Origin of the sequence: Legionella fallonii LLAP-10, from assembly GCF_000953135.1 — a bacterium.
Lineage (GTDB): Bacteria > Pseudomonadota > Gammaproteobacteria > Legionellales > Legionellaceae > Legionella > Legionella fallonii.
This window is the reverse complement of the sequence record NZ_LN614827.1, coordinates 3,501,225-3,524,157: the sequence shown is the minus strand read 5'-3', so window position 1 is coordinate 3,524,157 and position 22,933 is coordinate 3,501,225. Positions and strand designations below refer to the sequence as shown.

Genomic DNA, 22,933 nt, shown 5'->3' with positions numbered 1-22,933 from the left:
TTTGTTTAAAATAGGTCGGACCAAGGGTCCGACCTATATATCTGAGAAATTTTTCACATTGGATTACAATTTAAAAACTCCTAAGCAATTAGAAAACTAAAGAGCTACTTTGGGTTTTGGATTGTCTTGCGTCTAACTCCATTCTACATGCCTTTAAAAACGCTTCCTTAGCCGTTTTTGCTTCATTATTAGGCAGAGGTATATTATCGATTACTGTCTGTAATGCAGTGAGAAAATCCAAACATTCTTGTTCAGTATGTTTTTTATGCGAATCTATGCTTTCAACAGTTGTTTTAACTGGTTCTTTGCTATCCAATTCACTAGTTAGTTGATGTTCTAATATCGGACTAGGGCTGAGCATACTTTGTAAGTAGGGGGTGTAAAACGGAGACATATCTAATCGCTCTTTACCATCTTTTAAGCCTGAAGTGTTATACCATCGTTCTAGGGCTGCCTTAAACTCAGCTATAGCTTGGGACTCAAGGAATTGATCATAGCGCAATACGCCTGAAGGGAAGTTTTTACCTAAATGATTTCTAGGAGTAATGCCCATTTCTTTCAAAGAGGCTAAAAACTGTTGTTCAAAATGGGTGATTCCTGGGGCATCGGGATGAGTCACTATATCGATGGCCAAAACGCGTTCTTCTTCAGAAGAGGTAGCACTAGTTGACAATCCTCCATTAGTGCCTTTTATATAACGTACATAAATAGCATAGGTTACTGGATATTCGCCTTTTTTACCGCCATTTTCTAATAATTCCTCTATTTTTTGCAAAATAGTTTCTAGGGTTTGGCCTGCCTCATCATCATTTACTGGGATAAGATAGCTAACATCCCTCATTAATTTGGGAAAACCAACCTGGGGGTGTGTGATGTGGTTTTCATAATCAATGACCGACTTTGTACCACGAGATCCGGTGACTGTAGCTGCTGAAAATAGCATAAAATAAGGCAATAAATGTTTTAAACCAGAATCCAGCAGAAATTCCATTATTGATGCGCCTATTCTTACCTCCAATTCTTGAATAAACGAAGTCAGATCTGGAGCATAGGGGGCCTTTTCTTTTTCGGTGGGTTTTGAATCTGAGTAATTCCATTTGCGAATTTGCCATTTGGATATTAACTGATCTGTTTCTTTATTGGTGAAGCTTGGCATACCTATAAAGCTAACATACTGATTATTCTTTAAAATATTTCCTAATTTACCTGACATTTCTTTTGTATTGTGAAACAAATCGACGGTTTCACATAAATTAAACGCCCGAACGGTACGTATTTTCATACTCAAGATAATGCCTAGCAAACCACTATGTCCTCCCATTAGTGTTGCAAAATCAGGATGATCCCTATTAATTTCACGGATAGTTCCATCCATATCACATATCCTGACTGATTCGATTAAGCCACTAAATCCTGGTTCATCACGCCCGGTTCCATGTCCAGCAGTTCCTGACAAGCCTACAGCGCTAACCCAGGCAATCATACTTACTGTCGTTAAAGAAAGATTGTTTTTACGTAAGAAATCGGAAAGTTCCGTAATTTGTACTCCGGCACTTACTTCAACTTCAATAGCGGGCAGTTGATGAATAGGAGTATCCGGATTAAAAATAAGAGGTTTTTTTATAGGGCCTATAATTTGGGTTTGGTGAAATTTTTTACTAAAACGAATAATTACGTCGGTACCCGGAGTATTGGGCTCTGCTCTTCCCCCAACGACTTGGGAAAATGAAAAACCTTCATTATATTCTTCCTTTTGCACCTGACTCCAAGGAAATAAACAACAGGAAACTTCGTGGGTATCTGACCAGCCTGCTGTAGCCCTCATAGTAATTTTATTTTCGGGATTTCTGTTAGCATTGAGCGTTTTAATATTGGTTACTACAGTCTGTAACTGTTGTTCATTGTCGATTTCTATAACGAGGGCTGCTGGATTTTGCACTGTCCCCATATAATTATCCCAGCCATGGCTATAGGATATTTTATTCTTTCTTAATTGTTCAATAAATTTGGATTTTAAATCAGCAGGGAAACTCATTATTACTCCTTGTAGGTTAAATAAACGTCATGTTTTAGCCTATTCCAGTGTAGGTAATAAGTTTCAATTTAGCTACTGGGAGTATGAAAAAAGACCATGGCTAGGTCATTTTATGGACTTGAATTCCTAAAATGAAACAATTATGATGATTTTGCGTTATTCGATCTAAATACCTCAGTTCAATGAATTGCTGGATTTAGATTTATTAATTATCTTCAGTAAGGTAGTAATCACCATGAAAAAATTACTTTCTATTTCAGCCTTGACTATTATGATTAGCGGTTGTGCTTCTATTCCTCTAGACCCGCAAGCTGCTCGCATAGTCGCTACTCCTAACCCTGCACCAAAAGGTTGTAAATATTTAGGGCAAGTCGTTGGCAATCAAGGTAATTTCTTTACAGGAAGTTATACCTCCAATCGCAATTTGGAAGAAGGTGCGATGCATGATCTAAAAAACAAAGCAAGCCAGTTAGGTGCTAACTATATACAATTAATTACCAATAGAGCAGGAGTAACTGGCTCCATGGGGGGATCTTTTGATCGTCATGGCGGTTTTATAAGTGGTAGCTCCGAACAAACCAATGTGACCAATTTGGGTAATGCATATCGCTGCGATCCTAAGGCTATTGGCTTAGAGTAGGTTATTTTTGTACTCAGGTCACATCAATTTAAGACAATCTAACGTCGGTCGGAGCCTCAGAGGGTGCAATGCGTGGCTTCGGCTCTGATTTCTATTGATTTAAATGCTTTTTAGCGTATCATGCCGTTTTTTTTATGTTATTTTTGGAGAAAAAAGATGCAAAGAATTTCTTTATCACAAAGACAGTTGGAAGAACAAAGGTTGAGAATAGAAGCCAATGGGACTTTAGCCCCAGCTAAGCCTGGAAGTGTTTTTGAGACAAGGAGAAAAAATCTTATTGAAAAGCGTGTGCAAGAAGGGCTTCAGAAATTCGACGAAGAACAAAATGAGAGTACAGAATTAACATCTACAATGCAGACAATGAAGCTTTAAATCAAGCGAAATCTGGGGCCAAGGCTGCGTAGGGTTTAGCTTTTGCGCTGACGCGGCCCCAGTCTATGAACCTAGTGCGATAAGGATAGTTGATCATTTTGGTTTTGAAGAGGTGTATACCTCTCATAGTTATCGTCTTAACATCTTCTTGCTGGCCGTATTCTTTGATTCTTTATGCATTAGCATAACCGTCCAAATGAGGTAGCTGAAACATCATGGCCGGAACAAATCTTCCGGGAAATGATTCAAATACTCCAATGTTTTTTGCTCCCATGTATTGATAAAATTGTTCTGCGTGGGGATCTGCAATGATCTTAAATTCAGTCCAGTTCTGTTCAACAGCATAGTGCATTACATGTTGCCACATGATTTTTCCTATCCCTTTACCTATCTGATTGCGGTGGACAAAAAATAAATCCAATTCAGGGAGCTGTTCTTCATTTATTTTGAAAGCAAATAAGCTAATTAGCTCTTTTTCTTTTTCGAGCAAAACGACTTCATTAGTATGAATATAATGCTCCTTTATTCCCCATTGCTTCATGAATTCGTCTAAAAAAGTCTCTGTATATCCCCAATGTCCTTTGGACTCTCTAATTAGAGTGTTTATGATGTTGATATCAGTAGTGTGAGCACGACGAGGAATCATTCAACGTTCTCCGAAAATTAAAAGGGAATTGCTATTTATTGAGCCATTACGATTCTAACTGTAAGCTGTAGGTTTTGAAAATAAAAAGATTATAAGTTATTGTCAGTTCGCGATCTGAGGTATCCCCACAGAATTATAACTTCTCTCGAATTACCGTGGCTTGGCCACGGTATCCACAGGTTGCATTATTGAATCACCTGTATTTCTTGGGCTTAAATTAACCATTACCCCTTCTTGTAGATACCGTGGTCAAGCCACGGTAATTCGATCTTTAATCAAACTTTGTGAGGATACCTCAGTTCGCGATAAGAAACTCAATTATCCCTGAATCGCTCGTCTAATGTTTGCTATAGGTCATTAAATAGTTTTGCCGCAATATCATTATAATGTTAGATTAATAAAACTAAATTCTTTTGCAGGTATTTTAAAATGAGTGGCAAACTAGGAAAGGGACTGGCTAAGTTTAAGGTATTAATTCTCGTGGGGGCGCTGTTTTCATCAAATTGTTTCGCTGAGGATAAAGAAATTGCGATTACTATTGATGACTTGCCACTTGTTGCATCGCAAATGAATACACCGAATAATCAAAAACGCTCTATAGAACGATTTACTAAAATTGTTGAGGCATTACAAAAATATAAGGTTCCTGCTACTGGCTTTGTGATTGCAGGCGCTATAGAGAAAGGACAGTGGACTTTTTTAGAGCAGTTCCGCAAAGCCGGTCTGATGTTAGGAAATCATACTTATTCTCACTATAACTTGAACCAAATGAGTGCAGAAAAGTACATTGCTGATGTTGATCGCGCAGATAAGATTTTGGCTCCCATATTAACTGAGCCTAAATATTTCCGTTATCCTTATTTGGCTGAAGGTAATAAGAACAGCAAACAGAAAGTTTATGATTATCTTGTGGCACACCATTACACTATTGCTCCAGTGACTATTGATAGTAAGGACTTTAATTTCAATGAAATGGCGTATAAAGTGCCATTTCGCTCAAGAGAAGCGTATATTATGAAATTGAAGCCTCGCTATTTGGCTTACATCTGGAAGCAAACGCAATTGGCAGAGAAACGCTCTAAAGGCCAAAATACAAAACAGATTCTATTAATTCATGCTAATTTGCTTAATAGCTATCTACTGGGCGATATTTTAGAAATGTATCAAAAAAATGGATACAAATTTATTAGCCTAACAGACGCTTTAAAGAATCCTGCTCCGACTCTTTCTGTTCCTGCCCATGAAAATGTAGGAACACAATTAGAAAACGAATTATTGGGAGGAACATCCTCACGTTAACTGTTTATAGGGAAAGAATAAATCGTAAAAGGAGGTATTCTAATGGGTCGATTAATGCAATTGCAGCAGCATACAAAATATAAAGAGGTAGACGATACTGATTTTATATTAAGACTGCATTTTAAAAAAGCGAATGAATTACCACAGAAAGCCGATTGTATTAATCTTTCCATTCAATATATAGCGCTTTATCAGGCTATGGAAAAACGTTTAGGGCAGTTAATTAGCGAAAAAACTCTTTATTTGGATGTTTTTAATAAGGAGCCATGGGTAGATCGTTCGGAGTTTTTAAAAAACGATGTGCGTCAAATGAGGACCTGCCTTGCTGATGCAGAAAAATGTCGGGTAATAAGAGACGATCATCTCTACCCCGCAACACAAGAGATGATTAAAAAAATTGAGGTAGCGGATTCGGTCACTTTATTTGCCTATTTTGCTGTGCGCTGTCTAGGCGATGCCTGTGATGCCCAGGCTCTAAATGAGCATAACCAACGAATTTTTGATGGTAATCCATTAACTGGGGAGTTTTACCGTAGTATTTTTCACCAAGTAGATCCCTTGGATAATTTTGTGAGTCAGTTCGCATTTTCTACAGAGCAAGAACATAAGTTTTATACTGCAATAGACGAGTTTTATCAATTGCATATAGATTTATTTAAGCAAATGGAAGCCGAACGCGTTTTACCAGAAAAAAGTACATCTCAGTCCTCTTATTATAAAAACAGTTGTCGCTATGCATTATTTGCTCTTACGGCTGTAGCTGGATTAGCCGCAGTTGCAACTACAGCATACTGTAGTATGACTTATTCCTCAAAATAAAAGAAAAGGTAATGGGTAGGGAGATAATCAATGGCCATTAGACGATTTACTAGAGGTTCTCTATGTTCCTATTTATTAGGTTCAATTTTTTTTATAGCAAACATTAAGCTGGCTGGTGCAGTGAGCCCACCTAAGACTATCAGATCTGGGCACTTAATTGTCGCCACTTATTTTACTAATCCACCCTTTGAATATTTAAAAAATGGTCGTGAAGTTGGGTTTGAAGTCGATTTAATTAAGGAAGTTGCAAAACGATTAAATTTGACCATTGAATTTAAGAATACTCAATGGGAAACGATCATTGCTAATCTAAAGAAGAATAAATACGACCTAATCATGGGGGCTATTACAATAACACCTAATAGGAAAAAGATAATTGCATTTTCAGAACCATATATGACTACTACTTTGAGTATCATTATCAATAAAGAAAAAACGCCACAAATTAATAGCCTTACTGATCTTCATGAGTCTATTGTCGGTGTACAAGCAGCGACAACAGACTATGATATTGCGGTAAAAATGCAAAAAGAACAGGAGATTAAGGGAATAAAGATTTATTCTTTTAAAGATTTTTCTACTGCCATTAACGACTTGCGTGCAGGTAAAGTCGGTGTTGTGATGAAGGTATTTCCAGTGGCGTTCTACTATGTTGAGCATTATCCTGAATTAAAAATTCTTGCTCCGGTTCCTAATGATCCACAACCATTGGGATTTGGTTTTAACCCAAGCAACAAAGAGTTAATGAAGGCAGTCAGTACTATTCAAGCCGACATGCAAAAAGACGGGAGTTATAACACAATTTATCAACGATGGTTCGGCCGATAGAAAAGGAAAAAATAAAACAGTACAGTGCTGCTATAGGCCTGTCACAGTACTATAATTTAATTATAGGGCTTTACTTCATTCAAAAAAAGTCTCAACTAAAGTAATTATTTGCTCGCTTATGTCCTTAAAATAAGCATTTCCAATGACATTTATTGGATGAGAGGTGAAGGATCATGCTGAGCTGGATTGTTAGGGCACTGCTGCTGCTATCGAGTACTATTACAGGCTGGTTTGTTGCTCAAGACTCATCAAAATTTGATATTATTCAGATGGTTGTTGTTATCTTCCTGGTTACAATGACGTTAATTATTATTGCATTTGGGTATTCTCTTTTTGATTGGTTTAAAAATATATTAATAAAATCAAGTCATAAAATTCATAAAGACAAGTTATTGAGACCTAAATAATAGGGGGGATCTCTACTATTATGGCTATAGACTTAAATTAACGTCAGTTTTGGATAAGGAAGTGGTTTTGTTGCAAAATTTTTCTAGGCTAAAACGAGTTTATTTGGGATGAGTTTAGGCAGCCAATCCCAAAAACCGTTTAAAAATAGTAATGTACTAACCTCAATTTTTATTGTATTTTTTCAATAGGTTAGTGCTGCCTTATCCGAAACCGACGTTCGCTAATAGTTTTTGAAACCATTCAAAAAGCACTAATTTTGACAGCTGCTTCCTGAGGCTCAGGGATAATTGAACAAAGATTCTGTATGTTACTATCAACATCAATAATATTCTTTTCTCGTTGAGTTTTATCAAAAAAGAAGGAAGGTTTCCCTTGAGCTAGTGATCTAACGACAATAAATAGTGCACCAACCCCTGTTAATGCCAATAGAATGTTTGCAGTGACCACTTTCCACCATTGTCGATGAACAGCCATTTCAGGATCTTTACTATGCAATTGTTTAATAAAGTTATTTTTGAAATCTGAAAAGTCTATTTCATGCCGCTCTTTATTCTCATTTTTAGTAATAAAATCCTGAGTCAGTTTTTTTAACTTTTTAGCAAGCACAGTAACCATCTCACCATGTACTGAACCTGATAGAGATAAGGTTTTTCCATGCCTTTTCATGTTTTGGATGGATGTAAATAAAAGATCTATTTCTACTTGTTTCGATAATATAAAATTAGATTTTTTGTGTAGATATTTCCCATCAATGGGTTGAGTTTCTATAAAAAGATCTGAGTCTAACTTTTTACTATCAACTATAATTGTTTCTTTTTCTTCTTTAGGTGCAATAGATCTTTTCAGCGGTATGTTTTTATCTGTTGAGGCTATATTTTTTTCATGTTTTTCTTCGCTAAAGAGCGCTGAACTACCCCTTTGGCGAGCATTAATAATTGTTCCAAAATCTTCCTCATGCTCTTTAAGGTGTTGCAATGCACTTATTTTAATTTTATTTTTTTTATTTTCAATCGCATTATTTCTTTGAGCTGGTGGTGCATAAGGGGAATCTTGGCATGTCACAGTATGTTGTTCAATATAGTCAGCTGTAGGTTTTGTATTGTACCGCAGATATTTTTTTTCTTTAGAAAGAGAAGCGAACATTGTTAATGATTGAATATTTTTAATTAAGGAGCCAAATTCTTTAGGCCAATTGCGAATAGGGATATATTGAATATGTTCCACAGCATTTAAAACTGCGGTTTTAGTTAGATTACCTAAAATATTGGTATCTCGATCAATTATTGTTTCAATAAAATGTTTATAACTGGTGAATTGACCAATAGCACCCATTTGAACACAATCAGGCAGTATGTCATGAAGATTAGAAATTTTTGCTAAATTAAAGGCATCATTTAAGGAAAAATAGGCACAACTATACTTATCCATTTGAGTGTTTGAGCCACTGTACTTTAGAGAAGCATTGGGACAATGTGTATAAATGCTGGTAACAGTATCAATGACGGCTGGCAAAGAGTTAGCTGCATCTAATAAGAAAAAACTCAATTGCCCATTTTTAATTTCTATGTCCATTGTGGACCAGTGCTTTTTACAGCGATAAACTACCTGAATGCGCTCATGAATGACTTTATCTTTATTTTTATTTAAAAGTAATAATAAATCAGTTAATTCATCATGCGCGGGATTCTCTCGATCAATTATCAAACAATTAAATGACCGTCCTTTTAATTGTGCTTGTTGTTTTAATTGATCAACAGCAATTGCCATTGCTTCTGGAGATAAATTTTGTTGATCTGGTGAAAATTCATTGTGTAATTCGCTGAAAGAATAGGGCATAAAATACTCATGAAGATTAAATTTTGGAATATATTACCAGAAGAAACTTAAGTAACTATTATGTGTTTTTAAGAATGATTAGCATAACCAGTCTGCCAACCAGACTATTTTTGAGCCGTCCTTTGGATTGGCTGACCAAGCTCGTCCCAAATAACTTCGTTTTTAGCCTAGGAAAATTTTTGCGGCAGAACCTGGCACTCTTATCCAACACTTCCGTTAGCTTAGAGAGTTGTAAACAGACCCTTGATAATTTATAAAAAGCATAAACTTAATAAATAGGCTAAATTAAAAGATAGAGAGGGATTTGGGATTGCTCCAATGGATATCAACGAAATAATAAAAATAATCGGTCTGATTATAGCGATATCTGTCATTATTTTTTTCTACGATCAGTTGCTTAAAAAATTTATCTCCAATATTGCGACGAAAAAATTGTGGTTCGCGAGCGGGGTTTTTGCCCTTTTTAGTTTAATACTGCTTTTTGCTCCTTTTACCTTTGTTGCTTCAGAAAGTGAATTAAATGTATCTACTGTAAAAATTATAGTGCAGTGTTTTTGGTGGCTGTCTCTTAATTTATTAACGAATCAATTGTTGGAGTATTTGTTATGGAATAAATTTTTCCTCAATAAAGGAATAGTTATTAGTAAAATTCTGAGGGATCTTGTTTCTGCTGCTTTGCTTATTGTTGTTGTTGCTGCAATTATGCATTTTGTATTTCTAAAATCTGTTTTTGGTATATTCACTGCTTCTGGGGTGATGGCCATCATTTTAGGATACTCTGCCCAAGCTACGCTGAGTGATATTTTTGCAGGTCTTGGTCTTAATACGTCAAAACAGTTTAACAAGGGCGATTGGATAAAATTCAATGATGGTAATTTACAACGTCCACCGGGCATGGTTGTGGATATTAATTGGCGCTTTGTTAATCTTTTTACTTTAGATAATAACCATCTCTCAATACCAAACTCAGTGATTTCAAAATTACAGATCACCAACCTGTCTCAGCCAGAGCCAATGCATGGGGTACTCCTTACTATTCCAGTTCAAGATCAAGTATCACCAGAGCTATTTAAAAAAATACTGCTTTCCGCCGCTTATCAATCGCCAAAGGTAGAGCGTATCCCTCCCCCTATTGCTACATTGTCAGAGGTGAGAAGTTCAGAATATATCTACCAATTAACTTATTTTACTAAACAAATGCATGAAGCCTTGGTTAATGATGAGATATTATCAATAGTTTGGTATCAATGCCGCCGAAAAGGAGTCAAAATTGTATCGGAAGAAGGGATACAATTACTTGAACCACCCTCACAAGAGTTACTGGAAGATTTTTTATTGCAAACAGATCTGTTTCATTCATTGGGTAAGGATGAGGCGGCATTATTGGCAGCAAATGCTCTAGTTCATTATTACGGTCCTCCTGAGATGATCCTGGAGTATGGACAGGAAAATTCCTCTTTATTTATTATTTATAGTGGCAAAATAGACGTTTATATTTCTAAAGACATACTAGAAGAACATTGGGTAGCCACTTTGGGGGCAGGGGATTATTTTGGAGAGATGTCATTACTAACAGGAGATAGATGCAGTGCTTCTATGACTGTTAGAACTGAAGCTACAATCATTGAAATAACTCATAATAATATGAAGCATTTATTTAAACAGAAGCCAGAACTAATGGAAAAAATGAGCGAAGTGGTCGTTATCAGAAAACATCTTAATGAAGATATTAGTGCTTCTAAAGCTCCAAAGAAACAAGTAGTACATCAGACTCTGATCGATCGCATGGTGGAGAAAGTACGTCATTTTTTTAAGCATAAATAATTAGATCTCTTTCGAAAACCTCAGGGTACCCTACGATGACTTGCTTCCCTATTGACAAGGATGGTTCCTATCCAGAATAATCGCTGCTTAAAATTATGAAAAATAGTACATTTAATTTAAATTTGGCTTGTGCGGTGGCTTTACGATTGAATTACAACAAGGAGTTCTTGCGTTGCAAAATAGTTGTATTAGGAATGGTGTTTGTTTGTTCCTGTTTTTTTCAATGACTCAATCAGCCATTGCCTCTAATTCTAAAGATGAATTATCTCAAGCCGAGCGAATCCGTAGGTTAGAGCAGCGTATTGCCGTATTAGAAAAGAAAGAGCAAAAAGCTGAAAAAAATAAACCTCAAGATCCTGTTTTAGCCCTTCCTCAGATTAATGCGCGCGATAAATATGATACCGCTCCTATATATAATCAGGATTTGGCGATGATGAAAATGCGTCAAAAATATGATAGTCAGTTGAGGCAAAAAGGGATTCAACCTTTACCCTACCCGCATATTGAATTAGGTGGTTCAATTATTGGTTTGGCAACCGTTAAGCAACCTCCTGATGTGCCACCTAGAGATGGTAGAACACAAAGTGATATTAATTTATCTGGCGCCAATTTAAATGTGACCTCAGAAATTATGCCGGTTTTATTAGGCGCAATGAGGATTAGTTATAATCCTAATAGTGCTGAGAAGTTTGATGAAACCACTATTACAACACGAGTAGCCAATTCCACGATCTTTTTGAATACGGCTTTTCTTACTTTGGGCGATTTAAATCGCTTTCCTTTATATCTTTCTGGCGGACAAATGTTTCTTCCTTTCGGTGAATACAATTCATCGCTGCTCTTTGCGCCGTTATCCGCACGATTAGGTCGGTTTAGACAACGTCCTATCCTTCTTGGTTTTCAACAACCAGGAACTCAAAATGGTTTTAATGCGTCTATTTTTGCTTTTGAGGGAGATGCATTTACTAATCAAAAGAATGGGGTGATCAATAATGGTGGTGCCAATATTGGATATGTGCTGGAAAATCCCCATTTTAAATTGAGCACCGGTGCGAGTTACATCTTCAACATTGCTGATTCTGGCGGGATGCAAAATACAGGGGCATCTACCATTGTTTCTGATGCGGGTGAGTACGTGGATAATGATTATCTGGATTTTGAAGGCGGACAAGATAGCGACATACCATTAATTGCGTTTCGTGGTTTTGGGGCTAGAGAGTTATTAGTTCATCGAGTTCCAGCTTATGACGCTCGGGCAAAAATCAGTCTGGATGATTTACACCTAACATTTTACGGGGAATTTGTACAAACAACTTGCCCGTTTGCTATAGAAAATCTATCGTTCAATGATGAGGGAGCCCAACCTTCTGCCTGGAATGCGGAAGGGAGTATCAATTTCATGATATTTGACAAAAAAAGCTCTATTACAGTAGGTTACGGGCAGTCTGAACAATCATTGGCTTTGAATCTTCCCCAATCAACGATAGGAGTATCGTTTAACATCAAACCACAAAAATTTGTTTCTCTAACGCTTGGCTATCAATATGATACCGCCTATCCTGTAGGAGATACTGCTACGGGACAATTATTACCGGTATCCTCGGCACGATTTCTAGGTACCACAACAAAAACGACAACGCTGCAAGTGAATGCTCGTTTTTGATCAGTAATTTATCGTATGTGTTCAAAGAGGACTGTTCGAATAAACATTAGTATGGGTATCTGGACTCTTAATAGCGTCAACTTAATGAATTAATTTTGTGTCGCATCATTGAGCCTGGTTGCTTGCAACCGGGGGAGTGATTCAATGTCTGCTCCCGATCGCAAGAAATTGAGCCACTGGTTCTTAAGTTGGAGCAAAATCTTAAAGCGAGGATTGTTTCTTCTATAAAATTTGTTGAGATTCATTTGACGATAAACATTATTTTAGTGACAATCGGAGATTAGCTATTAGAATGTTACCATAGTTAGGATCTATGAAAAATGAGATAGAGCTCTTTTCATAGATTCTGATAGTATTTCACGAAGGATTGTGGTTAATGCATGCCTTATTAAAAATAAATGCCGCGATTATTGTTGCTTGTAGCCTTTTTTTAAGCGCTTGCAAAGTAGGCCCCAATTTTCGTTCCCCTCCGCCTCCACCGGTTCAGGCTTATACAGAAACGCCTCTTCCTAAAAAGACGGCACGTAGTCAAAGTGCTGGCGGTAATGCGCAAACTTTTGTTGCTACTGAAGATATACCGATGCTGTGGTGGGAGCTTTTCCATTCTGAATCTATTAACCAGCTTGTCAGAGCAGGAATAGCCCATAATCCAAGCTTGGCATCAGCAATTGCTGCCATAAAACAAGCACAGGAAAATGTTAATGTCCAAATTGGTAACTCTCTCTTCCCTGCTATTAAAACAGTAGATGCCGCCGAACGATTAAGGTATTCGACCCTTGCAATTGGAGGGGTAAGTGGTGAAAGCGGGGCATTAACCTTTAATCTTTATAACCCAACATTTACGGTATCTTATACTTTAGATACCTTCGGTGGTGCTAGACGACAAATTGAAGCGTTAAAAGCCCAAGTAGATTATCAACAATTTCAATTACTTGCCGCTTATTTGACTTTGACTTCAAATATTGTCAATACAGCAGTCAGTATTGGCTCTTATCAAGAACAAATTACAGCAACCTTAGAGTTAATTAGAATAGAAGAAGGTGTGCTTAAGATTTTGAAAAAGCAATATAGGTTGGGGGGAATTTCTCAGGCCGATGTATTAACGCAACAAACTACTCTTGAGCAGACCAAAGCCACTTTACCACCGCTACAAAAAAACTTGTCTGTGGCCAAACATTCCATGACCGCACTGATAGGGACATTCCCCGATCGTCCTTTACCTACAATCAAACTCAATAGCTTAAGGTTACCTCCAGAGATACCCCTAAGCTTACCGTCCAATTTAGTGCGGCAACGACCTGATATTCGTGCCGCAGAAGCAACGCTTCATTATGCTTGTGCTGAGATCGGTGTTGCTACAGCGAACTTATTGCCGCAAATCGGTATGACGGGCAGTTATGGTTGGCTTAATATCGTACTAGCCAATTTGTTCACACCATCCAATGTGGTGTGGAATATCACAGGACAACTGACACAACCGATATTCCAGGGCGGAGCCTTATGGGCTGCTCGACGGGCACAAATCGCAGCCTATGAACAATCTTTAGCTCAATATAGACAAACAATATTACAAGCATTTCAAAATGTAGCAGATTCTTTACGTGCCATTGAAACAGATGCACGCACGTTACAAGCGGAAGTACTGGCCGAAAAAGCGGCACGTGACGCCCTTAAATTGACTTGGTCACAATACCGGCTAGGTGGAACTAATTATATTAACTTGTTAAACGCGCAACGCCAATTTCAACAAACCCGTATCAATCGTATTCAGGCACAGGCTGCACGGTATACTGATACAGTAGCTTTATTCCAGTCACTAGGTGGTGGATGGTGGCAAAAACCATGGTGTGGTAATGAATGTCCGAAATAATAGACCGCTTACATCATTGCAATAATCAGGAAAATGGTATTTATAGGTGGGGTCTAATAGAGGCGTTGTTTTTTTTGTTTCAGTGGAACATCAAAGCAATTCAGTGAAGATAGTAGAAATGTAATGATGTCCTAGGGTAACAGACAATTATTTTGTCATTGAATAGAGAGAATTTTTTTGAAAAAGCCGATGATAATCATGTTAGTTGGGGTAGGTATCCTATTCGGCCTGATTTTTGGTTGGAAGGGGATTAAAGCAATAATGATAAAAAGATATTTATCATCAATGCAGCGACCAGCCGTAACCGTATCGACTATGAAAGTGGAGTATTCATCGTGGCAGTCTAGATTAAAATCTGTAGCCAGTTTACGAGCACTTTTAGGCGTGAACGTGACTACAGAACTTGCTGGTATGGTAACAACCATTTATTACACCCCTGGACAAAAAGTAAATAAGGGCGATTTGCTCGTGCAATTAAACGCTGGGACAGAAATAGGACAATTGCGTTCTTTACAGGCTCAAGTTGAACTGGCAAAAATTACTTTCCGACGTGACCAGGCGCAATTTAATGTGCATGCAGTGAGTAAACAAACAGTGGATACTGATGAATGGAACCTTAAAAACTTACAAGCACAGGTAGCACAACAAGCGGCAACTGTTGATAAAAAAACCATACGAGCTCCTTTTTCTGGATATCTAGGAATCAATAATGCGAATCCTGGGCAATATCTCAACCCAGGGGATACTATTACTGTCTTGCAATCTTTGGATCCTATTTATGCTGATTTTTATCTACCCCAACAAGCTTTAGCTCAATTAAAACTTGGTCAGGTAGTCAATATAGAGACAGATACATTTCCTGGAAAGATTTTTAAAGGAAAGATTACAACCATTCAACCTATAGTGGATACAGCTACTCGTAACGTACAAGTAGAAGCTACCTTAGATAATCCCAAATTAAAATTGAAACCAGGCATGTTTGCCCAAGCTGAGGTGGATGTAGGGGATGCGAAAGAATATCTTACTGTTCCACAATCAGCGATTAGTTTTAATCCTTATGGCGATATCGTTTTTGTGGTTAAGGATAGTGGTACAAAGGATGCTAAAAAACAACCAGTGTTAGTAGTGAAAGAAGTTTTTGTCACTGTGGGTGATTCTCGTGGTGATCAAGTAGAGATTTTGAAAGGGTTGCAAGCAGGAGACATCATTGTTACCAGTGGCCAGCTTAAGCTCAAAAATGGCAGCTCTATTGTGATTAATAATACAATTCAGCCAAGTAATGATGCCGCGCCTAAAGTACAAGAAAAATAACTCACGTTAATAGGATTTGAACCATGGCGTTAACTGATATTTTTATCAAGCGACCAGTGCTGGCAACGGTAATCAGTCTGTTTTTACTAGCAATGGGCTTGCGTTCTATTGGTTCATTACCAGTGATGCAATATCCATTTACAGAAAATGCGATCGTAACGGTGACTACCACGTACACTGGAGCTGATCCTGACGTGGTTGCTGGTTTTATTACTACACCTATAGAAAACTCAATTGCCCAGGCGAATGGTATTGATTACATGACTTCCTCCAGCACGCAGGGTACCAGTACGATTACGGTTAATTTATTACTTAATTATGATCCGTTGAAAGCATTATCCGATATCACTACCAAAGTTAACGCTGTTCTTAACCAACTACCTAAAAACTCACAACAACCAGTAATTACCGTTTCAGTTGGGCAGACCATTGATTCAATGTACATCGGCTTTTATAGCGATGAGTTACCTATTAATAAAATTACAGATTATTTAATTCGGGTGGTGCAACCTAAACTGCAGGCGGTGAATGGGGTGCAAAACGCACAAATCTTAGGTAATCAAACCTTTGCTCTTCGTGCTTGGTTGGACCCTGTGAAATTAGCTGGCTATGGAGTTTCTCCTGCTGAGGTGGGACTAGCTCTAGCCAATAATGATTTTATTTCCGCAGTGGGGCGTACTGATGGGCAAATGTTTATCCAAAACTTTACTTCCAGTACTGATCTTAGAAATGTGGACGAGTTTAAACAAATGGTGCTCAAAGCACAAAATGGTGCCATTATCCGTTTGGGAGATGTCGCTAAAGTCGATTTGGGAGCGCAGAATTATAATTCTGCGGTAAGCTTTGATGGAAAAAAAGCAGTTTACATTGGGATAATAGTTGCTCCGTCAGCCAATCTATTAACGGTAATTAATGACATTAAAAAACTATTTCCTATCATTCAAGCCGAATTGCCTCAGGGGTTGAATGGTAAAATAGTTTATGATGCCAGTCTGTTTGTTAATTCATCCATTCATGAAGTAATCAATTCTTTAATGGAGGCTTTTTTAATTGTAACGGTAGTTATTTTTGTCTTTTTAGGTTCTATTCGCTCCGTGATTATCCCCTTGGTTGCTATCCCCTTATCTATTATTGGTACCTTCTGGGTGATGCTCATCTTAGGTTATTCCATTAACTTATTAACTTTATTAGCCTTGGTATTAGCTATTGGCTTGGTTGTTGATGATGCGATTATCGTTGTTGAAAACGTACAAAGGCATATTGAAGAAGGACAAACAAAATTCAGGGCCGCCTTAGAGGGAGCCAAAGAATTATCTGGACCAATTATCGCTATTACTGTCGTTCTAATTGCAGTTTATATTCCCATAGGTTTTATGGGCGGATTGACGGGAGCGTTATTTACTGAGTTTGCTTTTACTTTGGCAGGGGCTGTTACTGTGTCTGCAGTGATTGCATTAACCCTTTCGCCAATGATGTGTTCCAAGTTATTAAAAGACGGTATAGAAAGTAAGAAAAATAGTTTTATGGAGTATGTTGATGATAAATTTACAAAAGTGGAAGAATTCTATAAAAATACTCTGGCTAAAACCTTAGATTATTTGCCCGTCGTTGCAGTATTTGCAGCCATTATTTTGCTCAGTAATTATTTTTTATTTGTGACTTCAGACTCAGAACTTGCTCCCCAGGAAGATCAAGGGGTCGTTATTGCGCAAGTAACAGCGCCAGCAAACTCTTCGTTACAACAAACTCAATTGTATTCTGATCAAGTGCGAAAAATTTTCAGTAAATATCCCGAAACGGATCACATTTTCCAAGTAGACGGTAATCCTAGTCTTAATCAATCTATTGTCGGTATGGTACTTAAGCCATGGGAGGATCGAAAGAGAAACGCGGATGAGTTACAAGAGGTAGCACAAAAAGAATTGAATAAAATTGCTGGAGCGAAAATCGCTGCGTTTCAATTACCTTCTTTGCCAGGAGGTGGTAGTGGTCTTCCTATTCAATTTGTGATTACTACAACCGAAAGCTTCGAGAATTTGAATTCAGTATTACAAACGTTCTTAACTAAAGCCAGGCAGGCAGGTATTTATGCTTATATTGATCCGGATCTAAAGATAGATAAGCTGCAAACAAAGGTGATGTTAGATAGGAATAAAATTTCACAGTTTGGTTTAACCATGCAAGAGGTTGGTGATACTTTAGGTGCTGCCTTAAGTGAGGGCTATATTAATTACTTTAATTATGATGGGCGTTCATATCAGGTGATTCCTCAAGTGATGCGTGAGCATCGGCTCAATACCGATCAATTATTAGATTATTACATCAAGAATTCCTCGGGCAATGTTCTTCCTCTTTCTACGGTTGCTACATTGCAAAGACAAACTGTGCCAGAGTCGCTTAATCACTTTCAGCAGCTGAACTCAGCAACCGTTTCCGCTGTGGCTTTTCCTGGAGTCTCTACAGAACAAGCTTTGTCTACTTTTGCGAGTATTGCCAAGGAAGTATTACCTCAAGGATATTACATTGATTACGCGTCTCAATCACGCCAATTTATTCATGAAGGCTCCAATTTGATTATTACGTTTTTCTTTGCACTAATTATTATCTTTTTAGCCTTATCCGCTTTGTTTGAAAGTTTCCGCGATCCATTAATCGTGTTGATTAGTGTGCCTATGTCTATTTGTGGGGCTATGATCTTTGTGAGTCTTGGTATTGGGGACGCAACATTGAATATTTATAGTGAAGTAGGATTGGTTACTTTAATTGGCTTGATCAGTAAACACGGTATTTTGATTGTTCAATTTGCTAATGAATTACAGATTGATGGTAAAAAGAAATTAGAAGCCATTAAAATGGCTGCAAGCATTCGGTTCCGTCCTATTTTAATGACTACTTTTGCAATGGTTCTAGGGGTTGTGCCTTTAATTATTGCCACAGGAGCCGGGGCGCAAAGTCGCTTTAATATAGGTCTTGTTATCGCTTCAGGGATTTCAATAGGTACCTTATTTACCTTATTCGTTGTTCCGGCAATCTATATGCTTCTTGCTGCAGAACATAAAGGAACAGAGCATGAAGAAGCATAAATTTGAGACGAACTAAAATGGCTGTTGCTGATAAAGCTTATGCTTAAACATCGAAATTGAATTAATGAAATTCAATTTGGCTTTCATCCCTAAGTCATATGACTTCCCTCCCTAAGTCATGTGACTCTTATCTCTATTTCATATGACTTGTTTGCGGGATCCAGAAATCCAATAAAGGCTTTAGATTGTGCGAAAAAACATGTCATAATAGGTGAATTTTTTTTGACCTTGATATATTAAATTTTTATTAGGAAATGCAATGGATTTAAAATCTTTTGATTATGCACGTTATTTTCTCCATCCCGATAAAATGGTCAACACTATTTATGCCCTATGTCTTTTTACTTTAGGGTATTTCATTGCGAAACGATTGAGTTTATTTGCTGAACGAGCTACGTCTAAACGATTTTCACGGCATCAGACCATGCTAATTAGGCGCTCTGTATTTTATTCAATTTTTGTTATATTTGCCGTGACTAGCTTACAGCATGTAGGTTTCCAACTGAGTGTTTTATTAGGTGCTGCAGGGGTTTTTACTGTTGCTATTAGTTTTGCTTCGCAAACCGCTGCTTCCAATTTAATTAGTGGTATTTTTTTGTTGTTTGAACATCCTTTTAAAGTTGGAGATACGGTTGAAGTCAAGGGGATTAGCGGAGTTGTTGATTCTATAGACTTATTGTCCACCAAATTAAAAACTTCTGATAATAAATTGGTACGTATCCCTAATGAAGCAATGATTAAATCAGAAATTACCAATTTAAGTTATTTTTCAACCCGTCGTCTAGATATTATTGTTGCCGTGGCCTATGATTGTAATATTACTCAAGTCAAGACCATGTTGATGGATATTGCAGATCAATGTGAACACGTTTTAAAAGATCCTGCGCCCAATGTGACTATTAATAATTTTGCTAATTCTGCAGTAGAGCTTAAGTTTATGGTATGGGTTTATACTTCAGAGGTATCTGCAACTCGCAATGAATTACAAGAAACAATTAAACAGCAATTTGATAGCGCTGGTATTGAAACGCCTGTATCTCAATACATGGTACAAAGAGTCTAGATAATCATTATAAGGAAGTTCATTATGACACAGCCATTTGCGGGACAATTTTGTTGGAATGAGTTAGCTACTCCGAATATTCAAGAAGCTAAAGATTTTTATAGTAAAGTATTTGGGTGGCAGTTTACAGACATTAAGTCACCAGAAATGACTTATACCCTTATCAAGTTAAATGATAAGGATATAGGTGGTATTTGGCAAATACCTACAGAGCAACAAGCCCAGATACCTCCGCATTGGATGGCTTATATTCTTGTTGATGATGTTACAAAGTCTTTAGAAAAGGCAAAGCACAATGGAGCTAACGAGGTGAAAGGAGTAACCCCTGCTGGCGATATGGGGCTTTTTGCTATCATTACTGATCCTTCAGGTGCTCATGTTGCATTATGGCAGCCTTTAAATAAGTAATATTTTGTACCTGTAGGTTGGAGCATGGCTCAACCTACAATTATTCTTTAATCCTCTGCAATTAGGGTGATGTTGCCTTTTGCGTTGGCGTTACATCTTGTTCCTTGTTCTGTTCTATTGGGGTTCTTAATGGCTTTTTGAACACAGGATGTCCATAGTTAACAGCAGGGAGGGGGACATGCACTGTTTTGTCCTGCGTTGGTGATGTGGTCTGGGATGGTTCTTTGGTTATTAGCTCTTGCATGTGTTGAGAGTGGCTAGACGTTAGAGACGGCTTCATTTGGGATTGCAGTTGATATTCATATTCAAATAAAGCTTCTTCCAAAATAGTTTCTTTTTGCATCGTTTCTTTTTCTTCTTTTTCCTCTGCCTCTTGATGTTCAATAATTTTTTCAGTTATAAATTTTCCTAAACTTACAGCAGCTAGTCCTATACCTACACCAACTAGTGCTCCCAGAATAACTGGCGGCATGACTACAGAACTTACTGCTATTATTAGACCAATAACAGACAACAAAACCCCCGCTGTAGCCACCCCAAAATTACTTATAGATAATAATGATTTTTCTGTAGCTATCATGTTTTCGGCATTCAGTTGTTCTGCAGTAACGGTGATTTTGTTTATTTGCTCATCAGTTTGTAAAATTTCACTTTGTAATGTTTGAATATCATCGGATAAAGCGTTTATTGAGCTCGATGTTGATTTAAGTGCAGATATTTTGTTAATTAACTTTTCTAATTGTCTTTCACGCTCTCTATAGAGAGATTGCAGCTTAAATGCCGTATTTTTTTCATCCTGTCCTAGTGATATGTTTTTTTTCTGTAGTACCTCCTCAATAAAATGGAGTTCCTCATGTAGCCCCTCTTTTTCTTCTTTGCTTAAATGTTTTTTCTTGATTGCTTCTTTTAGTTCAACGGCTCTTGCTTCAAATAATTCATTGAATTGAGTATTCTCAGGGCTTTTTCTCAAGTCTATAAGATCATTAAAAGCAACTTTTTTCGTGTAGGCGGCTGAGGCTTGATATTTTTCAACTATTTTCCCGATAAGGCCAAGCCCTTCCATAAGCGCCACTACAGAGGCGAGTACTGTGCCTACTATTGCGGCAAATAAAGAACCCACAACAAAGGCAGCTACCGACAACGAAACTATAGTTACCAGAAATATTGTAGATAAAACTTTCTCAGCGATGGATTTCTTTGGATCCGTGATGATTTCTATGGATTTTGGGAGCATCGCGAACATTTGCACGAAAAAACTAATCACCGGAATGTCTTTACTTGCTGAGAATATATTAGCTAATAGGTGTACATAATTGGCAATACCTGAGGCTATAGAAGATAAGACCGCACTACCTTGGTGTATCTGTTTTATCACTGGGGTATCTTTTAAGATAACTGCATGGATCTCTTTTTTAATTTTAGTCATGTCCCTTGATAGTTTAGGGCGCTTTTTATGATTTAAAGGCATATTATTGTTCACTAATTCATCATATTTTTAATTTTAGTACAATATTGAGGGACATAGGGCAATATTGGCAATTTGTTGCCTGACCTATATTAGTTGCCATTAAATTAACGTCAGTTTCTGATAAGCGTTGTAGCCTGGGGAGCTGCGTCAGCGTAACCCAGGATCAGGATTGACTGTATTGTACCTTATTAAATATATAAAGAATTTCTAATGCTGCGTTGAGCCTGATTTTGGGTGCCACACATTTCCTAGGGTATCCAGACTACACTTACTCTCGGTTGAAAATTATCCACCCGGACCCTTGATTTTCAATGTAAAAAGACTATAACTTAATAAGTCATAATTATTAAGGATATTAAAATGGACTTAAGCAAAAGAATTGAACCAAATACTTGGGCTTTCTTAGAAAAAGTAAAAAAAGCCGGAGGGAAACCATTATACGATCTACCTGTTTCAGAAGGGCGATCAATTTTTAATAATTTACAGGCGTTATCTACTGAAAAACCAGATGTTGATGTAGAAGAACATCAACTGCCAGTTGGTCCTGCAGGACATGTTAATATCCGCATTGTTCGCCCAAAAGGTGCAAAAGAGAGCTTGCCGATAGTGATGTATTATCACGGGGCTGGTTGGGTCTTTGGTGGTATTGAGACTCATGGTCGTTTGATTAGGGAAATTGCCGTAGGCAGCCACGCTGCTCTCGTGTTTATTGATTATAGTTTAGCTCCAGAAGCTCAATATCCGACGCAAATAGAAGAGGCCTATGCTGCAACAAAATATATTGCAGAACATGGTAAAGAGTTTAACTTAGATACTACTCGCTTAGCGGTCGCTGGTGATAGCGTGGGTGGTAATATGACTATAGTTATGACTCTGCTTGCCAAAGAGCGCGGCGGTCCTAAAATTGATTATCAAGTACTTATTTATCCAGTAACTGACGACAATTTTGCTAATGGTTCTTATACTGAATTTGCAGAAGGTCCTTGGTTAACCAAGATAGCCATGGAATGGTTCTGGAATAACTATTTGCCTAATAAAGAAAAAAGAAAAGAAATCACAGCATGTCCATTAAAGGCAAGTATTGATCAATTAAAAGGTTTGCCTCCAGCATTGGTTATTAATGGCGAATGTGATGTGTTGCGCGATGAAGGTGAAGCTTATGCTCATAATCTGAATGCTGCTGGGGTACACGTCACCGCCGTTCGTTTTCATAGCACGATACATGATTTTCTAATGTTAAATGACATTGCTGAGACTCCCGCATGCCGTGGTGCAGTGGATATGGTCAATCAACATTTAAAAGCGGCGTTTGCTAAGAAAAAATAAACAACCAACAATAATAGGCCTCTTGCAAAATCTA

18 protein-coding genes are annotated in these 22,933 nt (G+C 37.6%); 14 read left to right on the top strand and 4 right to left on the bottom strand.

Features of this window, described 5'->3' with window-relative positions:
• Nucleotides 1–88 precede the first annotated feature (88 nt).
• The gene (locus tag LFA_RS14730) at nt 89–2,035 is read right to left on the bottom strand and encodes an FAD-binding oxidoreductase (RefSeq protein ID WP_045096850.1); all 1,947 of its coding nucleotides are present in this window, start codon (nt 2,033–2,035) and stop codon (nt 89–91) included.
• 235 nt (nt 2,036–2,270) lie between these two features.
• Here LFA_RS14730 and LFA_RS14725 point away from each other — a divergent pair, with 235 nt between their 5' ends.
• Nucleotides 2,271–2,675, top strand: a complete 405-nt coding sequence (locus LFA_RS14725; protein ID WP_045096849.1) for a DUF4156 domain-containing protein — start codon at nt 2,271–2,273, stop codon at nt 2,673–2,675.
• A gap of 156 nt (nt 2,676–2,831) precedes the next feature.
• Nucleotides 2,832–3,047, top strand: coding sequence for a hypothetical protein (locus LFA_RS14720; RefSeq protein WP_045096848.1), 216 nt, complete (start codon nt 2,832–2,834; stop codon nt 3,045–3,047).
• Nucleotides 3,048–3,219: 172 nt separating this feature from the next.
• Here the strand turns inward: LFA_RS14720 and LFA_RS14715 are convergent, their stop codons facing one another.
• Nucleotides 3,220–3,693, bottom strand: a complete 474-nt coding sequence (locus LFA_RS14715; RefSeq protein ID WP_045096847.1) for a GNAT family N-acetyltransferase — start codon at nt 3,691–3,693, stop codon at nt 3,220–3,222.
• A 429-nt stretch (nt 3,694–4,122) separates the two neighbouring features.
• On the opposite strand from LFA_RS14715, the gene LFA_RS14710 reads away from it, so the two are divergent.
• The 4 genes from LFA_RS14710 (at nt 4,123) to LFA_RS14695 (ending at nt 7,046) form a co-directional block, all read left to right on the top strand.
• Nucleotides 4,123–4,992, top strand: a complete 870-nt coding sequence (locus tag LFA_RS14710; protein WP_045096846.1) for a polysaccharide deacetylase family protein — start codon at nt 4,123–4,125, stop codon at nt 4,990–4,992.
• A gap of 42 nt (nt 4,993–5,034) precedes the next feature.
• Nucleotides 5,035–5,811, top strand: a complete 777-nt coding sequence (locus LFA_RS14705) for a hypothetical protein (RefSeq protein WP_045096845.1) — start codon at nt 5,035–5,037, stop codon at nt 5,809–5,811.
• A gap of 30 nt (nt 5,812–5,841) precedes the next feature.
• Nucleotides 5,842–6,639, top strand: coding sequence for an ABC transporter substrate-binding protein (locus LFA_RS14700; RefSeq protein WP_045096844.1), 798 nt, complete (start codon nt 5,842–5,844; stop codon nt 6,637–6,639).
• 173 nt (nt 6,640–6,812) lie between these two features.
• The gene (locus LFA_RS14695) at nt 6,813–7,046 is read left to right on the top strand and encodes a hypothetical protein (RefSeq protein WP_045096843.1); all 234 of its coding nucleotides are present in this window, start codon (nt 6,813–6,815) and stop codon (nt 7,044–7,046) included.
• Nucleotides 7,047–7,287: 241 nt separating this feature from the next.
• Here the strand turns inward: LFA_RS14695 and LFA_RS14690 are convergent, their stop codons facing one another.
• Nucleotides 7,288–8,883 (bottom strand): hypothetical protein, encoded by a 1,596-nt coding sequence (locus LFA_RS14690; protein ID WP_045096842.1) that lies wholly within the window; start codon nt 8,881–8,883, stop codon nt 7,288–7,290.
• A 318-nt stretch (nt 8,884–9,201) separates the two neighbouring features.
• Here LFA_RS14690 and LFA_RS14685 point away from each other — a divergent pair, with 318 nt between their 5' ends.
• The 7 genes from LFA_RS14685 (at nt 9,202) to LFA_RS14655 (ending at nt 20,105) form a co-directional block, all read left to right on the top strand.
• Entirely contained in the window at nt 9,202–10,707 is a 1,506-nt protein-coding gene (locus LFA_RS14685) for a mechanosensitive ion channel family protein (RefSeq protein WP_045096841.1), read from the top strand.
• A 172-nt stretch (nt 10,708–10,879) separates the two neighbouring features.
• Nucleotides 10,880–12,370, top strand: a complete 1,491-nt coding sequence (locus tag LFA_RS14680) for an LbtU family siderophore porin (RefSeq protein WP_157010383.1) — start codon at nt 10,880–10,882, stop codon at nt 12,368–12,370.
• A gap of 376 nt (nt 12,371–12,746) precedes the next feature.
• The gene (locus tag LFA_RS14675; RefSeq protein ID WP_045096839.1) at nt 12,747–14,240 is read left to right on the top strand and encodes an efflux transporter outer membrane subunit; all 1,494 of its coding nucleotides are present in this window, start codon (nt 12,747–12,749) and stop codon (nt 14,238–14,240) included.
• Between the two features lie 261 nt (nt 14,241–14,501).
• Nucleotides 14,502–15,551, top strand: coding sequence for an efflux RND transporter periplasmic adaptor subunit (locus LFA_RS14670; protein WP_331709335.1), 1,050 nt, complete (start codon nt 14,502–14,504; stop codon nt 15,549–15,551).
• 23 nt (nt 15,552–15,574) lie between these two features.
• Nucleotides 15,575–18,634 (top strand): efflux RND transporter permease subunit, encoded by a 3,060-nt coding sequence (locus LFA_RS14665; protein ID WP_045096837.1) that lies wholly within the window; start codon nt 15,575–15,577, stop codon nt 18,632–18,634.
• Between the two features lie 259 nt (nt 18,635–18,893).
• Entirely contained in the window at nt 18,894–19,697 is an 804-nt protein-coding gene (locus LFA_RS14660) for a mechanosensitive ion channel family protein (RefSeq protein ID WP_052673990.1), read from the top strand.
• 24 nt (nt 19,698–19,721) lie between these two features.
• Nucleotides 19,722–20,105 (top strand): VOC family protein, encoded by a 384-nt coding sequence (locus tag LFA_RS14655; protein ID WP_045096836.1) that lies wholly within the window; start codon nt 19,722–19,724, stop codon nt 20,103–20,105.
• Between the two features lie 61 nt (nt 20,106–20,166).
• Here LFA_RS14655 and LFA_RS14650 read toward each other — a convergent pair whose 3' ends face one another.
• On the bottom strand, nt 20,167–21,531 hold the full coding sequence (locus LFA_RS14650) for a T4SS effector SidA family protein (protein WP_172653479.1): 1,365 nt from the start codon (nt 21,529–21,531) through the stop codon (nt 20,167–20,169).
• A 402-nt stretch (nt 21,532–21,933) separates the two neighbouring features.
• Between LFA_RS14650 and LFA_RS14645 the strand changes: the two genes are divergently transcribed.
• The gene (locus LFA_RS14645; protein ID WP_045096834.1) at nt 21,934–22,899 is read left to right on the top strand and encodes an alpha/beta hydrolase; all 966 of its coding nucleotides are present in this window, start codon (nt 21,934–21,936) and stop codon (nt 22,897–22,899) included.
• Nucleotides 22,900–22,933 lie beyond the last annotated feature (34 nt).